This window comes from Collinsella aerofaciens ATCC 25986, assembly GCF_964259375.1.
Taxonomy (GTDB): domain Bacteria; phylum Actinomycetota; class Coriobacteriia; order Coriobacteriales; family Coriobacteriaceae; genus Collinsella; species Collinsella aerofaciens_BO.
In genome coordinates, this window is the sequence record NZ_CAXVJM010000001.1 from 218,361 (window position 1) to 234,648 (window position 16,288).

The 16,288-nt window shown below is 61.1% G+C and carries 15 protein-coding genes; 10 read left to right on the forward strand and 5 right to left on the reverse strand.

Going from position 1 to position 16,288, the window contains the following annotated elements:
- Positions 1-63: 63 nt before the first annotated feature.
- Positions 64-954, forward strand: coding sequence for a DegV family protein (locus ACEXKH_RS00910; RefSeq protein ID WP_373572727.1), 891 nt, complete (start codon positions 64-66; stop codon positions 952-954).
- Positions 955-1,034: 80 nt separating this feature from the next.
- On the opposite strand, the gene ACEXKH_RS00915 is transcribed toward ACEXKH_RS00910, so the two are convergent.
- On the reverse strand, positions 1,035-2,126 hold the full coding sequence (locus ACEXKH_RS00915) for a hypothetical protein (protein WP_373572728.1): 1,092 nt from the start codon (positions 2,124-2,126) through the stop codon (positions 1,035-1,037).
- A 191-nt stretch (positions 2,127-2,317) separates the two neighbouring features.
- Between ACEXKH_RS00915 and ACEXKH_RS00920 the strand changes: the two genes are divergently transcribed.
- On the forward strand, positions 2,318-2,488 hold the full coding sequence (locus ACEXKH_RS00920) for a hypothetical protein (protein WP_373572729.1): 171 nt from the start codon (positions 2,318-2,320) through the stop codon (positions 2,486-2,488).
- Between the two features lie 24 nt (positions 2,489-2,512).
- Here ACEXKH_RS00920 and ACEXKH_RS00925 read toward each other — a convergent pair whose 3' ends face one another.
- Together ACEXKH_RS00925 and ACEXKH_RS00930 are read right to left on the reverse strand one after the other, a co-directional pair.
- Positions 2,513-3,616 (reverse strand): RsmB/NOP family class I SAM-dependent RNA methyltransferase, encoded by a 1,104-nt coding sequence (locus ACEXKH_RS00925; RefSeq protein ID WP_373572730.1) that lies wholly within the window; start codon positions 3,614-3,616, stop codon positions 2,513-2,515.
- A gap of 59 nt (positions 3,617-3,675) precedes the next feature.
- Positions 3,676-5,826 (reverse strand): class I tRNA ligase family protein, encoded by a 2,151-nt coding sequence (locus ACEXKH_RS00930; protein WP_373572731.1) that lies wholly within the window; start codon positions 5,824-5,826, stop codon positions 3,676-3,678.
- Between the two features lie 132 nt (positions 5,827-5,958).
- Between ACEXKH_RS00930 and ACEXKH_RS00935 the strand changes: the two genes are divergently transcribed.
- The 3 genes from ACEXKH_RS00935 to queA all read left to right on the forward strand — a co-directional run bounded on the left by ACEXKH_RS00935 (position 5,959) and on the right by queA (position 8,448).
- A complete protein-coding gene (locus tag ACEXKH_RS00935; RefSeq protein ID WP_373572732.1) occupies positions 5,959-6,528 on the forward strand; it encodes a DUF3267 domain-containing protein in 570 nt (189 codons plus the stop codon).
- Between the two features lie 62 nt (positions 6,529-6,590).
- A complete protein-coding gene (locus tag ACEXKH_RS00940; RefSeq protein ID WP_373572733.1) occupies positions 6,591-7,166 on the forward strand; it encodes an epoxyqueuosine reductase QueH in 576 nt (191 codons plus the stop codon).
- 70 nt (positions 7,167-7,236) lie between these two features.
- Positions 7,237-8,448, forward strand: a complete 1,212-nt coding sequence (gene queA / locus ACEXKH_RS00945) for a tRNA preQ1(34) S-adenosylmethionine ribosyltransferase-isomerase QueA (protein WP_373572742.1) — start codon at positions 7,237-7,239, stop codon at positions 8,446-8,448.
- A gap of 297 nt (positions 8,449-8,745) precedes the next feature.
- On the opposite strand, the gene ACEXKH_RS00950 is transcribed toward queA, so the two are convergent.
- Positions 8,746-10,527 (reverse strand): hypothetical protein, encoded by a 1,782-nt coding sequence (locus ACEXKH_RS00950; protein WP_373572734.1) that lies wholly within the window; start codon positions 10,525-10,527, stop codon positions 8,746-8,748.
- Between the two features lie 294 nt (positions 10,528-10,821).
- Between ACEXKH_RS00950 and ACEXKH_RS00955 the strand changes: the two genes are divergently transcribed.
- From ACEXKH_RS00955 to ACEXKH_RS00975, 5 genes are all read left to right on the forward strand, one after another.
- A complete protein-coding gene (locus tag ACEXKH_RS00955; protein WP_118079591.1) occupies positions 10,822-11,622 on the forward strand; it encodes an SDR family NAD(P)-dependent oxidoreductase in 801 nt (266 codons plus the stop codon).
- Between the two features lie 430 nt (positions 11,623-12,052).
- Positions 12,053-13,192: a tRNA guanosine(34) transglycosylase Tgt gene (gene tgt, locus ACEXKH_RS00960; RefSeq protein ID WP_195622157.1), complete on the forward strand. Its 1,140-nt coding sequence runs from the start codon at positions 12,053-12,055 to the stop codon at positions 13,190-13,192.
- A 210-nt stretch (positions 13,193-13,402) separates the two neighbouring features.
- Positions 13,403-14,161, forward strand: a complete 759-nt coding sequence (locus ACEXKH_RS00965; RefSeq protein ID WP_195246613.1) for an LOG family protein — start codon at positions 13,403-13,405, stop codon at positions 14,159-14,161.
- Positions 14,162-14,275: 114 nt separating this feature from the next.
- Positions 14,276-14,575: a type II toxin-antitoxin system RelB/DinJ family antitoxin gene (locus ACEXKH_RS00970; protein WP_117747007.1), complete on the forward strand. Its 300-nt coding sequence runs from the start codon at positions 14,276-14,278 to the stop codon at positions 14,573-14,575.
- Between the two features lie 2 nt (positions 14,576-14,577).
- Positions 14,578-14,886: a type II toxin-antitoxin system RelE/ParE family toxin gene (locus ACEXKH_RS00975; RefSeq protein WP_373572735.1), complete on the forward strand. Its 309-nt coding sequence runs from the start codon at positions 14,578-14,580 to the stop codon at positions 14,884-14,886.
- A gap of 65 nt (positions 14,887-14,951) precedes the next feature.
- On the opposite strand, the gene ACEXKH_RS00980 is transcribed toward ACEXKH_RS00975, so the two are convergent.
- A partial coding sequence (locus ACEXKH_RS00980) for a DEAD/DEAH box helicase (RefSeq protein ID WP_373572736.1) occupies positions 14,952-16,288 on the reverse strand: 1,337 nt, incomplete at its 5' end.

A 16,288-nucleotide genomic window follows, 5' to 3' on the forward strand; every position in this document is an offset into this window, starting at 1 on the left:
CATTTGTATCGTATTTAGGCTTGCTGTGCGATAATTTGCACAGCAATACTTAAGGAGCCTCATATGAGTGATTTTGTCCTGACCTGTGAATCCGCCGCCGACCGAACTCGTGAGTTCTTTGCGTCGCGCAATATCCCTGTCGTGTGTTTTCATTACGAGATCGATGATGTTGTCCATGCGGACGATCTGTACCAGTCGATTTCACCGGACGAGTTTTTTGCCCAGATTGCCGCGGGCGCCATGCCCAAGACGTCTCAGGTGAGCGTGGGTGAGTACGAGGAGTTTTGGGAGCCGTTTGTTGCCGAGGGGAAAGACGTGCTGCACCTGACGTTGTCGTCGGGTATTTCGGGCACGTATGGATCGGCCTGCGTTGCGGCGCAGATGCTCGCGGATCGCTATCCCCAGGGCGGCAAGGTGCGCGTCATTGATTCGCTGGCGGCGTCTTCGGGCTTTGGCCTGTTGCTGGAATATGCCGCCGACGTTCGCGATAGTGGCGCTTCGCTCGACGAGACGGCCGCTTGGATCGAGGAGCACAGGCTCAACCTGCACCATTGGTTCTTCTCGACCGATCTGTCGAGCTACCTGCGCGGCGGTCGTATCTCGGCGGCCAGCGCGATTATTGGCTCGGCGCTCAAGATCTGCCCGCTCATGACCGTCGATTGTGAGGGCAGGCTGTCTCCACGTGAGAAGATCCGCACTAAGAAGCGCGCGATTTCCGAGATGGCTAAGACCATGATGGCACACGTGCAGGACGGTGCGGATTATTCGGGTAAGTGTATCTTGTCCCATTCGGCGTGCCGCGTGGATGCCGAGGCCGTTGCGGCGCTGATTGAGAAACGGGTCCCGCAGCTCAAAGGCAAGATCGAGATCAACAATATCGGTGCTCTGATCGGTTCGCACACCGGACCTGGTACGGTGGCGCTCTTCTTTATGGGCGACAAGCGCGTGGATTAATTTGCCCCATCACGTCACTGCATGATTGCTCAAGCGAAAACGGCCCGCCTCACGTTTGTGGGGCGGGCCAAGATGTTTTGCTAGCGTTTCTTTCCGCGTAAGAAGAATCCGTGCAGTGACGGCTTGAGGCCGCGGTTGGCGCGACGCTCCTCGATATGATCGTGGATCGAGGCGACGCGCTCGATGACTTCGTCGGGAATTGGCACGTCGGGATTCATATTCTCGACCTGGCTGACCTCGGCGGCGGCGACCTGGTCGATAATGGGAACATCGTCGCGCGAGATGACAGGCGTGGCGTCTTCCTTCATCTTGCGGTAGCGCTGCATCATGTCTGTCTGCAGCTGCTGGGCCGAAGGCGGCGTCCAGATGATGGCGTTGGCACCGGCGGCGATGGTTTCACGGATGCTCTCGGGCGTCTTGCCGCCCGGTGCGATGAGCGGCAGGTTGGGATAGTGCTCGCGCAGCTCACGCAGGACCTGGGGCGTGTTTTTGCCGGCGGCGATGTTGAGAATCTTGGCTCCGGCGCGCACCTTGGCGTGAGCATCGTCATCGCAGCGAACGACCGTTGCGATGACGGGGATGTCGGCGATGTTGGTGATGTGCTCGACCATCTCGGCAGTAGCGGGGGAGTTGACCACGCAGCCCGCCGCGCCCTGCATCTCGGAGACGGCTGCCATCTGTACGGAGCGCTTACCGGTGGTGGTGCCACCGCCCACGCCTACGAAGACCGGGCACTCGGCAACGGTCAGCAGCGCCTGCGTAATGGCGGGCTGCGGCGTGAAGGGGTAGACGGCAAAGACGGCATCGGCGTTGGAGTTGCGGATGACCGCAACGTCGGTGGTGTAGATAAGCGACTTGATGCGACGACCGAAGAGCGTAAAGCCGCTGGCCTCCTCGATCTCGTCGGGCATGCGGAGGGCCGCCTTTCGCAAACGCCCGTCGATGGGCAGCGGCTCCATGGGGAGCAGTCCGTTGGGGGTCACGGCTACCTGGGGCTCGGTGAACTCGTCTGCGAGCTCGACCTCGGAAAAATCGACCGAGGCGACGATGTCCTCGTGAACCTCGGCGGGAACATCGATGGGGGCTTGGTCGTTTGCCGTGACCGGCGTGTCGAAGGAGCTGGTGCCGACAAAGGCGTCGACGCGCTCGTTTAGGTCGTTGAGGGTATCCATGGATCCTCGATTCTATGCGATGGTGGCCGGCAAGGCGCCGGCAGCGTTGTGCTTGCTAAATCGTTTGACGAGTTGATTTTTCCCCGCCGCGCCATCCGTTAGACCGAAGGGCCGGCGAACGTGAAGGAGCTGTGGTGGCGGGTATTGAGGTGCTATCTTGAATGTCCCGTTTAAAAGAGAGGTGACGCGGTATGGAAATTACGACAATATTGAGCTCGATTGGCCTGTGTGTGGGCGCAATCGTAGCCGCCGCGGTCATCTACTTTGTGGTTACGGCCATTAAAGGCAAAAGAGCCGAGCGCAAGGAACGCGAGGCACTTAAGCAGCACCGTGACCAGCAGGACAAGCGCGCACAGAGATAGCTTGTTGAGTTTTGAATCCGTGCGCTAGCTGCGTTTTCGGATCAGGGCAATGTAGAAGCCCTCAAAGTCGCGGCTGGGCGGAATGGTCAGCGTGCCGGGCATACCGTTGGCGATGGACGAAACGTGGCCGGCGGCGATGGCCTCGGTGAGGGGGTTGGACTCGATACGCGGCTCTTCGCCAGCTTCCTGAGCGCGGCGTGCTTCGCTTTCGCTCGGCGTGCCATCGAGGGGGATAAGCTCGCAGTCCATGTGCTTGTCGAGGGCCTCTTGCAGGGCGTCCTCGTTTTCCTGCGGCATAATCGAACAAGTGGAATAGACGAGCGTGCCGCCCGGTTTGAGAGCTCCCATGGCGCGGTCCAGAAGTGCTCGCTGCGAGCGGGCGCACTTGCCGAGCAACTGCTCGGTGAGGCCGCGCAGGCTCTTTTCGTTGCCGCTGATGACGGTGCCCGTGCCGGTGCAGGGAGCGTCGAGCAGGATGCGGTCAAAGCGGAAGAATTCGTCGAGCTCGCGTGCATCGATGCGCATGACGGGCACGTTTTTGGCGCCTTGGCGATGGAGGTTGGACTCAAGCTTTTCGGCGCGGGGAATGCTCATCTCGCAGGCCGTGAGGTGTGCCTGGCCCTGGGTGAGGGCAGCGATCTGCGTCGTCTTGCCACCGGGGGCCGCGCACATGTCCAGGATGTCCTCGCCGGCCTGAGCGCCCAACACCAAAGGCGGCATCATGGACGACAGACTCTGCAGATAGATCTTGCCGTCGCGGTAGATGTCGAGGTCCCACAGGTCGGAAACCTGGGCCTCGGGCAGGATGAAGGCGTCCGGATACCAGGTAACGGTTTGGTGCGCGATGCCGGCCTCGTCGAGTGCGGCGGCGATGTCCTCGGCGGTTGCCCTGAGCGTGTTGGCGCGCAGCGTGACTGGGCGTGTGGCCGCGGCGCCGAAGCCTTCAATCATGAGCTCGGCATCGGTGGGGGCATAGGCGCCGGCGACCGTGTCGACCATAAAGCGCGGCAGGTCAGCGGCGGAGTGTTGGGCGGCAAGCTGGTCGGAAAGCTCGGTAGCGGCAAACTGCCTAAGCTTGAGCTCGGGCTTAACCTGCTTTTTCTGCTTACGACGACGCGGCTTGGACATCTGTCTTTCCTTCCCGTCCCAAATAGACTACTTTCCGGGCACGCCGCTGCTGGCGTGCTTTAGTACTGGCTCTCGTGCTTGCTGAAGAAGTCGAAGCGCGGGGGCAGCGGCTTCACGCGGTGCTCGCCGGGCTTCTCGCCCAGGCTCTCCACAAACTCATCCGTGGAGGCAAAGATGTTGTCCCAGCTAAAGAAAGCGACCGGGTCGACGTCGAAATACTCGCAGATGAGCTCGCAGCCGGCCGGCACGATACCGTGCATGAGCACGGTGGCCACGCGCAGCTCGGTAAAGGCATCGACGAGGGCCTGCGTCATGGCGGTATTGGCTGGCTCGCCCTCGAGCTTGTTAGCGGCCTTGGAGGCGTCGCTCCAGCGCTTGTTGGCGGCGCGCACGTAGTCGTCGCACACGGCGAGCGCGCGGTGCGTCTCGAACTTGTACATGGCCTGCTCAAAGGCAAGGGCGGCCTGCTCGGCAGCCTCGACCACGGCGGCAGAGGCGGCGCCAGCGGGGATGCAGCCGTTGCGGTAGGGGCTCTCGTCGCCTTCCTTGACGGCGACGCCGTAGAAGCAGCTGCGGGCCAGGCGGTTGAACACGCCGGTCAGCAGCGCGCTCTCCTTGAGGGCCGGATCGATGACGCGCTTGTCGTCGCAGGCGCGCACCTCGTTGCCGTCCTTGTCCTTGCCGGTCGCGCGCGTGTCGTATGCCTTGGGGCTAAAGCTTACCGGCTTCTCGGACAGGCCGAGCGACAGCCAGTGCGCGCGCATCTGCTCGCAGGTGTAGTGGTTGAGCAGGTCGTCAGCCGGCGGGGGAGGCGTCTGCGAGGACGAGCTGGCCTTTTTGCCCATGTAGAGCAGGTGGTAGCAAGCGCTGACGGTGCTCTGCGTGAGGTCCCAACCCAGGGCCTCCCACATGGCGGTCTGCGCGATGCAATAGAAGTAGATGTTGTCCTGGCCGATGAACTGGTAGATCTGTGCGTCGTCTGAGCACCACCAGTCGCGCCAATCGAGCGAGCTGTGCTGATAGGTGGGTGCGGGCACCTGCGTGGAATCGGTAGCGGGCTCGCCCATAAGGGCGGCGTCCTGGGCGGCGACACCCTCGGTCACGCCGGCGGCGCGGGCGTCGCGGGCGAGTACGGTACGCGTATAGCTGATGGGCGCCCACAGGCTCTCGGGCCAGCACCAGCAGGTGACATCGGTCACGCCGTCGACTTCGGGCACCGGAACGCCCCAGTCGATGTTGCCGGTGATGCGGAAGGGCACGAGCGCCTTGCCGCTGCGGAAGCGCACGCCGCCGTTGGCGAGCACCGCGTGGGCGTCGTCGCGTTCCTTCCAGCTGGGGAAGGTGACGGTAAAGCTGCTCTTGTTGCCCTCGGGCTCCAGCACGGTGTGCTCGGGCAGCTGGTCCTCGACGGCGTCGAAGGCCTCGCGGAACTTGTTCTGGATGTAGAGCTGTGCCGGCAGCAGCCACTCCTCCATGGTCTTGGAGACCACGGAGCGAACCTGCGGGTTTTGGGCGAGCTTGGCGGTGTAGGTCTTCATAAAGTCGAGGTAGGCCGGCAGGTCGAAGTAGAGGTTGTCGACCGGGCGCAGCTCGGGCACCTCGCCGGTGAGCTGGCTTTTGGGCGCGATGAGCTCCTCGGGCTCAAACTGGTGACCCAGATCGCACTCGTCGGCATAGGCCTTCTCGGACTTGCAGCCCTGGATGGGGCAGCGGCCGATCACCTGGCGGCCGTTGAGGAACGTATCGGCCTTGGCGTCGTAGAACTGCAGCGTGGAGCGCTTGGAGATGGTGCCCTGCTCGTGCAGGCGCTCGATAATCTCGGCGGTCACCTCGTTGTGAATCTGAGCAGCCGGTTCAAGGCCTGAGCCGCCGTAGATATCGCAGCTGATGTTGTAGTTGTTGAGGGTCGCGGCCTGGCGGGAGTGATTGGACTCGACGTACTCGCTAATGGACTTGTCGTAGCCCTCGTTCTCCTTGAGCTTGCGGTAGCTCTCCATGATGGGCGAGCCGTAGCAGTCGGTGCCCGAGGTGAAGATGACGTTCTCGCGGCCCAGGCGGTCGCGCAGGAAGCGGGCGAAGAAGTCGGCCGGGACAAAGACGCCGCCGACGTGGCCAAAGTGAAGGCCCTTGTTGCCGTAGGGCTCGCCGGCAGTAACGATGGCGCGGCGAGGCCAGCTGGGACGGTCGTTCATGGAGTATTTGGATGCCATGGGACTCCTTCGCATATGGTGAGAGCGCGGCCGGGCCCGGGGCTCGGCGACGCAGTGGTCAATTCGTGCATATCGTTCGACATTATCGCACATGCGGGCGGGTGCGTGACGGGGGCGCTATCCTTAGATGCTATGAATGAGATTTCCAACATACATGCGTTTGAAGACGAGGATTTCCTGCACGCCTGCTTTGTGTGGGGGATGGCCGTGCTTGGCGCATTTGCCGTGTGCCTGGTGCCGTTGTTTATGCTGCTGGGCGGACCTGCAGACTTGGATGCGGCCGACGCGGGCGGCTGGACGGCGGTCTTGGGCTGGATAGTCGGCTTGGTTGCGGTTTCGGCGGCGTCATTTGCCGTGCACGAGTTGGCGCACGCGGTGTTCTTTAAGCTGTTTGCGCCCGCCGGTGCTCGGGTGACCTTTGGGGCAAATCTCGAAACCTGCATGATTTACGCCTGCGCCGAGGGCGTTGTGTATTCGCGCCGGCGGTACGTGGCGGTTTGCCTAGCGCCGACGGTTGCTTTGACGGTGGCGTTTGCCCTGGGGTTTGCGTTCTCGGGCTATCCGCTGCTGTGCTACCTGGCGGCCGGCTTGCATTTGTCGGGTTGTGTGGGCGATTGGTATTACGTGCGGACCATCCTGCGCGACCGCCGCATTGTCGCCTGCGAGGACACGTCCTTTGGCGTTCGCTTTTTCGCAAGGTAGTCTTTTTGGGATGATTTTTCTGGGACGGGGATTAAAGAATCATTGCGGGGGAGGAGATGTAGATGAAGCCGTTGCTGCTGCATGCTTGCTGCGCGCCGTGCTCGCTGGAGCCGGTTCGCCTGCTGCGCGAGGAAGGGTTTGAGCCCACGATTTGCTGGACCAACCCCAATATTCAACCGCGCGATGAATGGCAGCGCCGCTTGGACGAGCTGCGCCGGTGGTGTGCCGATGGCGACATCGAGCTCATCGAGGCAGGGGAGGACCGCAATCGCTGGGAGACCGGCGTGGCACCGCTGGGTGCCGATCGACCTCGTCGCTGTCGCGCGTGCTATGCCTTGCGCTTGGCCGAAGCGTGCCGCGTGGCCCAGGAGCGCGGGTTCGAATATGTGGGTACGACGCTCGCCGTCTCGCCGTATCAGCTGTTCGATACCTGCAATGACGTGTTGGAGCGTCTGGCTGCCGCTCGCGGTCTCACTCCGGTGATTCGCGATTTTCGCCCGTATTACCCCGAGGCGACACGTCGTTCGCGCGAGCTGGGCATGTATCGGCAGAACTACTGTGGTTGCCGCTTCTCTGCCGTCGAGGCGGCCATGGACCGCGCCCGCATCCGCGACGAGCGCAAAGCCGCCAAAAAGTAGTTCTTTTGGGCTGGCGGCCTGCTAGGATGTAGAGCGGACTTTAGCTATATAAGGAGTATCCGACGTGTCTATGCGTACCGATGATTTTGATTACAACCTTCCTGAGGAACTGATCGCCCAGGCTCCTGCCGAGCCGCGCGACTCCTGCCGCCTGCTGGTGGTGGATCGCAAGGGTTCCGAGGCGGGGACGCCGCTGGAGCACGGCGGTACCGTTGAGCACCGCATCTTCCGCGACATCATCGACTATATCGAGCCGGGCGACGTGCTCGTTATCAACCAGACGCGCGTGATGCCGGCTCGCCTGATTGGCCGCAAGGCAGGCTCGGGCGGCGTGGTCGAGACGCTGCTGCTCAAGCGCCGCGAGGATGTTGACCCGCTGGGTCACGTTTGGGAGTGCCTGGTCAAGCCGGGCAAGCGTCTGAAGCCCGGTGCTCAGATTGAGTATCGCGCCGGTGGCGCACATGCGCCCGAGGGCGCGCCCGTGGTACTGACGGCCGAGGTCGTCGACTTTGTTACCGATAGCCGCGGCGGCCGTCTGGTGCGCTTTGAGCCGGCCGGTTGCAATGCCGCCGGCGACCCGCGCACGCTCGACGAGGCCATCCATGCTGCCGGTCACGTGCCACTGCCGCCCTACATTACCGACTACGAGGGCGACCCCGAGAAGTACCAGACCGTCTACGCCATGAAGGAGGAGCACTCGGCTGCTGCTCCCACGGCGGGTCTGCACTTCACGCCCGAGCTCATGGCGGCTATCGAGGCCAAGGGCGCGAAGTTTGCCGCTGTCGAGCTCGAGGTCGGCATCGATACCTTCCGTTTGGTGGAGGAGGACGACCCCACGCAGCACGTGATGCACACCGAGCGCTACCACGTATCGCAGGAGGTGGTCGACGCCGTGCATAAGGCTAAAGCCGAGGGGCATCGCGTGATCGCCGTCGGCACCACCGCGGTGCGCTCGCTCGAGAGCGCGTTTGACGCGGACGCGTCGGTGTCCGATCCGGCTGTGACGGCGCGCTATTTTGAGGGCCGCGAGGACGGCGCCGACACGCTCGGCCGCGGTGACATCGTGGTGCGCGAGAACGCGACGACGCAGCTCTACCTTATGCCTGGCTCGACCTATCACGTGGTCGACGCGCTGATCACGAACTTCCACGTGCCGCGTTCCACGCTCATGATGCTCGTGAGCGCGCTTGCCTCCCGCGACCAGATCATGGATGCCTACGCCGCTGCTATCGAAGAGCGTTACCGCTTCTTCAGCTTTGGCGACGCCATGCTCATTCAGTAGGTTACGGCGTTTTCCAAACGCCGTAACCGGCCGACGCTGCGCGGGTCGCGCCAAAACATCGGTGTTGCCGTGGTTCAACCTGCCAAAAAGGGACAGGTTTATTTTGGCAGGTTTTATCTGGGCAAACGTTGTTGGCGCAATGGAGACTGGTCTATACGCGCCAAGTTGGTGCAAAGTAGCTTGACCCCTTTGCACCAATCAAAAAGTTGCGGTGAGATAGTTCTTGAATTGACCTTTTTGATGGCTAAACAGGAACTATCTCACCGCAACTGCGTTGAGTGTTTTTTGGCAGCTGGTTTACTTGCTCGCGAACAGCCAGATCAAGACGATCACGAGGACTATAGCGGCAATGCAGACGATGGCGCCGGTGAATTTGATGCGTGAGTCGCGGGTGCGCTCGCGCACGTCGTCCTCGGCGGCTTCGAGTTGAGCCACTTCGCGCTCGGTTTCGGCGTGCTCGGCCTTATCGCGGGCCAAGGAGCCCGCGAGCGATTCGGTAATCTCGGGATGGTCGTGCACTTCGGTCGCCTGCTCGATGATCGACTGTGCGTGCGCGACGTCCGCCTGGGCATCGGCAATGGCCTGCTCTTGCTCTCGACGTGCCTTGTCCTCGGCGGCGATCTTCTCGCGCAGTTCGCGCTGGCGCGTTGCAGCGGCGGCTTTTGCGGTCTGTAGCTCGTCGCGCGCGGTATCGGCCTCGGCCGTCACGGCCTGATGGGCGCGCTTGGCGTCGGCGATGGGGGCTTGCGCCTGCTCGACGGCGTGCTCGGCGGCCGCGAGCGAGTGCTCAAGATCGGCGGTGATGTGCGGGACATCTTCCTCGGCTTTGCGCAGGGCATCGGCCGTGTCGGAGATCTGCATCGAGAGCTCGCTGGTGCGCACGGTGTAATTGGCGGGGTTTGCCGAAGGATTGCGCTGCAGCTCGGCATACTCGTGGCGCAGTGTTTCGAGCTGAGCACGCGTGGCGTCGACGGTTTGCTGTGCTGCGGCAACGCCGGCGTCGCGCTCGGCCTGCACCTTATCGCGGATGCGCTTGGAATCCTCGAGACGTCGTACGAGGCGGTTACCGGTCTCGCGCGAGCTGGCTTCGCGTGCCTCCACCGCGTCGAGCGCGGCTTTGAGACGCCGCTCGGTGGCATCGTCCTCTTCTTTTATTTGCTCGAGCTGCGCCTTGAGCTCTGTTGCCTTGGCAGCATGGGTATCGCGGCCGATTTCTGCCGCCGCGGCGGCCTTTTGTGCCGTTTCGATAGTCTGGCGCTGCTCGGCGACGATTTGGTCGTAGCGGCCTGCGATATCCTGGCGTGTCTCGAGCTCCTCGTCTTGATCGGCGATGCGCTGCTCCAACTCTGCCAGGTGTTCGCGTGCATCGGCGAGTGCCTTTTTCGCGGCGTTCATCTCGCGCATGGCCGAGGCGCCCTGGGCAATAAAAGTGCCTACGGCGTTGGCGGTGTTTGAGACGGCGCTTCCCAGATCGCGGCTGGCTGCGGGGGTGTGCGGGGCGGTCGGGTGAGCGGCGTTTTCCGTGCCCACATCGGGCGCCTGTGACGTGGCGATGCTGCCGGTGCCGCCCTCGACTACGGAAAAGCCGGCAGCGTGCGGATCAACTGCATCGGCACCAATGGTAGGGTGCTCAAGCTGCAGGAACGAGGGCATGGTGCTGCCTTGGTCGGCAACGGGGGTCTCGCCGGGCACGAAGGTCGAGGCGGCCTCGGCGGCTTCCTCTTCTTCGGCGTCGATATCGGCGTCGGACACGGCGTCTTTCATCGCTTTGACGGCATCCATCATGGAGTCCATGACGGCATCGAGCTCTTCTTCCGAAGACACCTCGATGGGTCCTGTTGCTTGCGGAGCGTTCTCAGCCTTGGGCTCTGTATCGCTCGGGTCCGGCTGCTCCAGCTGCTCTTCTTTGTCTTGCTCTGCGGCGACATTTGCGTCTGCGGCCTCGTTTGCGGCGGCAGGAGCCTCCTCGACAGCGGCATCAATGCCGCCATCGCTGCTGGTGGAAGTATCGCAGTCGTCAATGGTGTCTGCTGAATCGTCAATATGCTGTTGAGTCTGGGGGTCCAGCTCGTCTGTCATAGGCATGCGCTCCTCATCGTTGTTTGTCACCCTATGATAAAGTCTCGCGTCGACATCCCGCGCGCTGCAGCAAAGTTTCAAAACGTGTTCGATGGTTCGCTTGGATAGCAAAAATTCGGCCTCTATATTCAGTTTGCGCTTGACATTCCCTTCGCCGAAAGACGTTGCGCCGTTCGCCTGCTGCAGCCTTTATTTTTCACTTGAACCCGCTAAAGTTGCATTTCAGCTTTTGGCGCGTGAAGTTGGATGCGCGCTGTCGGCGGGTGGGCCCGTCGCGATTTGAAAGGACTTCGTATGGGACTTTTCACTGGTAAGACCGTAATCGTCACCGGCGGTGGCAAGGCCACGCTTAAGGACGGCTCCGCTGGCTCCATCGGTTACGGCATTGATATCGCTTTTGCCAAGGAGGGCGCAAACCTCGTTATTACCGGCCGCAACGTTGCCAAGCTCGAGGCTGCCAAGGAGTCCCTTGAGGCCGACTACGGCGTCAAGGTTCTGCCTGTTCAGGCCGATGTCTCGGCTGGTCAGGACAACGAGGCCGTCGTCCAGAACGTCATCGACAAGGCCATCGAGGAGTTCGGCCGCATCGACGCCGTCGTCAACAATGCCCAGGCCAGCGCCTCGGGCGTGACCATCGCCGACCACACCATGGATCAGTTTAACCTGGCCATCTATTCCGGCCTGTATGCTACCTATCTGTACATGCAGAAGGCCTACCCGCACCTGAAGGAGACCAAGGGCTCCGTGGTCAACTTTGCCTCGGGCGCCGGCCTGTTTGGCAACTATGGTCAGTGCAGCTATGCCGCTGCCAAGGAGGGCATCCGCGGTCTGACTCGCGTTGCCGCCAACGAGTGGGGCAAGGACGGCATCAACGTCAATATCGTGTGCCCGCTTGCTTGGACCGCTGCGCTCGAGAACTTCCAGGATGCCTATCCCGAGGCGTTCAAGGCCAACGTCCACATGCCGCCGGCGGGCCACTACGGCGACGTCGAGAAGGAAATCGGCCGCGTGGTCGTTCAGCTCTGCGGCCCCGACTTTAAGTACATGAATGGCGAGACCGTCACCCTCGAGGGCGGCATGGGCCAGCGGCCCTAAGAGTTACGCGGTTTTACCAAACCGCGTAACCAGTTGATGCTGCAAACCCGCCAGAGCGGCAATCTGCCTTTCAACTTCGGTGGCATGATCAAAAGATCAATGCCGCCTTGTTTCAAGGCACCTTGCTCGCTCTGGCGGGTTTTCGCTGTCGGTGCCATAACATCGGTGTTGCCTTGGTTGTCTAAGAGTCCGCACAGATGCTCTGCCGAATGAGCGTGGATAATCTCCCGTTTTTGACCTGTGTTTTGGGCAAAAGTGGGAGATTATCCACACTCATGAGGTAAGCGTCCAAAAATCCACGCTCATTTGCCGTGTCCTTGTCGTGTCCCCGCCACGCCGCCTCTCGCGCCAGTTTCTGTCGAGTCGGTGCGGTTGGCTGGTTGCTCGTATAATGGTCTGCGTATGAACCGCAACCAAGGAGTTCCAGTTTATGGACCAGAGCCTTTTTAAATTCGACCTGATTGCCGAGGATCCGACGACGCACGCGCGTGCCGGCGTACTGCACACCCCGCACGGCGACATCGAGACGCCGATCTTTATGCCCGTGGGCACCAAGGCAAACGTCAAGGGTATTCCTACCGAGACCGTCAAGCAGCTCGGTGCCCAGATCGTGCTTGCCAATACCTACCACCTGTCCATGCGTCCCGGCGAGGACACCATCGCCGAGCTGGGCGGGCTGCACAAGTTTATGAACTGGCACGGCCCCATCCTCACCGACTCGGGCGGCTTCCAGGTGTTCAGCCACAACGACGCCGTCAAGCTCACCGACGAGGGCGTGCGCTTTATCGTCAACGATTACGACGGTCGCCACGTGTTCTGGACGCCCGAGGACAACATGGAAATCGCCATGAAGCTCGGCTCCGACATCTGCATGCAGCTCGACCAATGCCCCGGCTATCCCGCCACGCGCGCCTACGTCGAGCGCGCCGTGGAGCTGTCGAGCATGTGGGCCGAGCGCTGCTATAAGGCCCACACCCGCGACGACCAGGCGCTCTTTGGCATCGTTCAGGGCGGCATGCATCTGGACCTGCGCCTGCGATCGCTGCGCCACCTGGAGGAGTGCGGCGACTTCCCCGGCTACGGCATCGGCGGCTACTCGGTGGGCGAGGACCACGAGACCATGTTCGAGACGCTGGCGCCGCTGGCTTCCGAGTACATGCCTAAGCACAAGCCACGCTACCTGATGGGCGTCGGCAACCCTACCACGCTCGTGCGCGGCGTTGGCGTGGGCATCGACATGTTCGACTGCGTGCTGCCGACGCGCACCGGCCGCATGGGCACGGCGTTCTCCAGTGAAGGCCGCCTCAACTTCCGCAACGCCCGCTTTGCGCACGACGACGGCCCCATCGACCCCACCTGCACCTGCCCGGTGTGCACGGGCGGCTACAGCCGCGCGCTCATCCGTCACATGGTCACGCAGAAGGAGATGCTCGGCGGTATTCTGCTGTCGATGCACAACATCTACTACCTGCTCAACCTTATGCAGCGTGCCCGCCAGGCCATTATCGAGGGCCGCTACGGCGCGTTTGTGAGCGACTGGATGAACAGTCCTGCGGCGGTGGACTACTAAGAGTGGCGCGGGCGCTTGCAGAGCGCGGGCAACGGCAAGGGGCGAGCGCCGGCCGGTCATCACGTTCGCCTGCACTGTCTGCGCAACCGCTGACCGATAGCTTGCAAGCGCTTGATACATCGTGGGTACCATACCGAATGGTTGATGTTCGGGCGGGTGTTTGACGCATGGCGTCGACCCCGCCCGTTTCTGTTTTCGATAGGAGTACCCATGATTAAGAATGAGAACGTCGAGGGCGAGCCCGCCTACGACGAGACGTACCGCCGCGGCCCCGTGGTCATGCGCGGCCCCATGATTCCTAAGGACAACACCTACGCCAATCTGCTGGCGCCCGAGGACTCGACCGACTGGCTGCATGCCGATCCCTGGCGCGTGCTGCGCATTCAGGCCGAGTTTGTCGATGGCTTCGGCGCGCTTGCCGAGCTCGGGCCCGCGGTGACCATCTTCGGTAGTGCCCGCACGCCCAAGACCGATCCGCTCTACAAGGCGGCGCGCACGGTCGGCCGCAAAATCGCCCAGCGCGGCGTCGCGGTTATCACCGGCGGCGGCCCTGGCATCATGGAGGCGGCCAACAGGGGAGCGGCGAGCGCCAACGGCAAGTCGGTCGGTTTGGGTATCGAACTACCGCACGAGCAGGGGCTCAACAAATACGTGAACCTGGGTATGGACTTCCGCTACTTCTTTGTGCGCAAGACCATGTTCGTCAAATACAGCTCGGGCGCCATCGTGTTTCCCGGAGGTTTTGGTACGCTCGACGAGATGTTCGAGGTGCTCACGCTGGTGCAGACGCACAAGGTCAAGCGCATGCCGCTCGTGCTGGTAGGCAGCGAGTACTGGCAGGGCCTGTTCGACTGGCTCAACGGCCCGGTGATGGATGCCGGTATGATCAGCCCGCTCGATCCCGAGCTCGTACACATCACCGACGACCTCAACGAAGCCGTCGACATTGCCCTGAGTGGGCTGATGTAGGGCAATCGTGCCCACCGCGATATGAATATATATAGCAATCTGATGCTATCTAACGTCAGTTTGCCATTTATATTGGGTATACTGATGCAAAAGACGAGGGCGAGGAGGTCGCGTATGTCTACTGCAACGGTTAAGCCTACGACGGTTCGCATCGAAGAGGGGCTCAAGGAGCAGGCGACTGAGTTCTTGGATTCGGTCGGCCTCAGCCTCAATTCCTATCTGAATCTTGCCGTTCGGCAGCTTGTAAATCAGCGAAAGATTCCTTTTGAGATCGTAGGAAGGGCGGAAGTGCCCAACGAAGCGACGAGGCGTGCCATGGTAATCGCCGAGGCTCATGAGTTGGGGATTTTGCCGGACGATAGCCCGTCATTCAACGACGCTGATGAGCTTATGTCGTTCCTCGATGAGGACTAGCGATGTTTGAGATTAAAGTCGAGGCTCAGTTTAAGGCGGATTACAAACGGACGATGCGCATCCATCCGCAGCTAAAGAGTGAGTTTAAAGCGGCGGTTGCAGAGCTTGTGGCCCATGGGTCGCTTCCAGCGGAGTACGGCGCCCACGAGCTCTCAAACCCGGGCGGAAACTACAACGGCCACATCGATTTCCACCTATCCGATGGCTTGGTCGATGTGGTCGTTCTGTACTTGCCGCATAAGACTAATCCTGTGATCCGACTGGTCAGAATGGGCTCGCATCAAGAACTGTTCCAGGGCCCACTGAGCTAGCCACTCGCTTTTAACTTGCGGTGAAATAGGGACTGATTGGCGGCTGATACGCCAAAAAACAGTCCCTATTCCACCGCAAGTGGTGGGGATGTCCTGCCTGTTGACGTGGCATCTGGCTTTCCCTTGTGGTTGATTTCGTCTAAGAGCTCCGCTGCGATCTCGCTGTTTTTGAACCTGATGCTGCAGTCTTCTTTCTTGGGGAAAGCTAGTAGCGGGATCGTTCCGTACCAGATAGTTTCTTCGTCAATTATCGCTGCACACAAACGTCCTTCTGCTCTAATGGCATGCTCGACGTTCATTTCTGCCAAAGTCTCGCTTGCATCTTCGCGCGGAGTCGAGGCAATGAAAAACTCAAGAGCAATCCCTCGGGCAGTGGCACCTTTGATTGCATCGCCGAGCTTTGCGAGGCAGGCGGCGGATGCGTAGGGCGCGGCAATGAAGATGCTCTTGGCGGCGCCAACGATGTCTTCAACCAGAGTCTCTACGGCATTAGCCGGTTCTATGAGAATGTTTTGATCGGACTGCTCGCTGCCTCCGGTCACGTAGACTTCGTACCCGAGCTTGGCGTAGGTCTTGAGTCTCTTCTGGTACATGCGGGCGAGCATGGGTATAGATAAATCAACGTAGTCGAATATCTCAACCCGTCGCTTGCCCTCGTGGCTTCTATGGAGCCTGCCCGCCTGCTGCGTGATGCTGCCGTCCCACGATATCGGCGTGGCAATGAGTAGAGTGTCAAGGTAGGACAGATCGAAGCCCTCGCCCAAAAGGCTTTCGGTGGCGACGATGATTCGATGTTCATGCTCGAAGCGGGGAAGACTGCTCAGTATCGTTTTTCTTTCTTTGGCGTCGATTTCCCCGGTCAGGAGAACGGGTTCGTGTCCTTGGTTTTTGAGCATCCCGAACAGCTCCTCGGCATGCTTTTTCCTTTTAGTCAGCACGAGCGGATGCCGGCCGTTTGACGCAGCTTCAATAGCGTCGTTGACAATCAATTCGTTTCTAGCTGCATGCGTGCACAGCAGGTCGAGAATCTGATTGAAGTTTGCACCTGGCTCGTAGGCGGGTAGTCGAATTCCAGTAAAACGAGGCCGTACGATGCGCTGGATGCCCTGCTGAATCGCTTGCGCTTTTGGATCGATAACATAACGGAGCGGGCCGCAGAGCATGGAGAGCGCCCGCGTAAGGCCGTCGGATCGTTCGGGCGTCGCAGAAAGGCCGTATACGTATTTGGCCGGGGCGGACTTGAGAATAAGCTCGAGCTGTGGTGCGGCGGCATGGTGGCATTCGTCGCAGATAATGAGGCCGTAATTACGAACAAGGCCCTTAACTGAGTAATCGCCTGCTTTAGCACTGCCGTTATTGCGAATCGGCACCGCTTCGGTATTTCCGCAATATTGCCCTCCAG

Coding starts and splice junctions, on each gene's coding strand:
- ACEXKH_RS00910 (WP_373572727.1), top strand. CDS start 64: ATGAGTGATTTTGTCCTGACCTGTGAATCCGCCGCCGACCGAACTCGT.
- ACEXKH_RS00915 (WP_373572728.1), bottom strand. CDS start 2,126: ATGGATACCCTCAACGACCTAAACGAGCGCGTCGACGCCTTTGTCGGC.
- ACEXKH_RS00920 (WP_373572729.1), top strand. CDS start 2,318: ATGGAAATTACGACAATATTGAGCTCGATTGGCCTGTGTGTGGGCGCA.
- ACEXKH_RS00925 (WP_373572730.1), bottom strand. CDS start 3,616: ATGTCCAAGCCGCGTCGTCGTAAGCAGAAAAAGCAGGTTAAGCCCGAG.
- ACEXKH_RS00930 (WP_373572731.1), bottom strand. CDS start 5,826: ATGGCATCCAAATACTCCATGAACGACCGTCCCAGCTGGCCTCGCCGC.
- ACEXKH_RS00935 (WP_373572732.1), top strand. CDS start 5,959: ATGAATGAGATTTCCAACATACATGCGTTTGAAGACGAGGATTTCCTG.
- ACEXKH_RS00940 (WP_373572733.1), top strand. CDS start 6,591: ATGAAGCCGTTGCTGCTGCATGCTTGCTGCGCGCCGTGCTCGCTGGAG.
- queA (WP_373572742.1), top strand. CDS start 7,237: ATGCGTACCGATGATTTTGATTACAACCTTCCTGAGGAACTGATCGCC.
- ACEXKH_RS00950 (WP_373572734.1), bottom strand. CDS start 10,527: ATGACAGACGAGCTGGACCCCCAGACTCAACAGCATATTGACGATTCA.
- ACEXKH_RS00955 (WP_118079591.1), top strand. CDS start 10,822: ATGGGACTTTTCACTGGTAAGACCGTAATCGTCACCGGCGGTGGCAAG.
- tgt (WP_195622157.1), top strand. CDS start 12,053: ATGGACCAGAGCCTTTTTAAATTCGACCTGATTGCCGAGGATCCGACG.
- ACEXKH_RS00965 (WP_195246613.1), top strand. CDS start 13,403: ATGATTAAGAATGAGAACGTCGAGGGCGAGCCCGCCTACGACGAGACG.
- ACEXKH_RS00970 (WP_117747007.1), top strand. CDS start 14,276: ATGTCTACTGCAACGGTTAAGCCTACGACGGTTCGCATCGAAGAGGGG.
- ACEXKH_RS00975 (WP_373572735.1), top strand. CDS start 14,578: ATGTTTGAGATTAAAGTCGAGGCTCAGTTTAAGGCGGATTACAAACGG.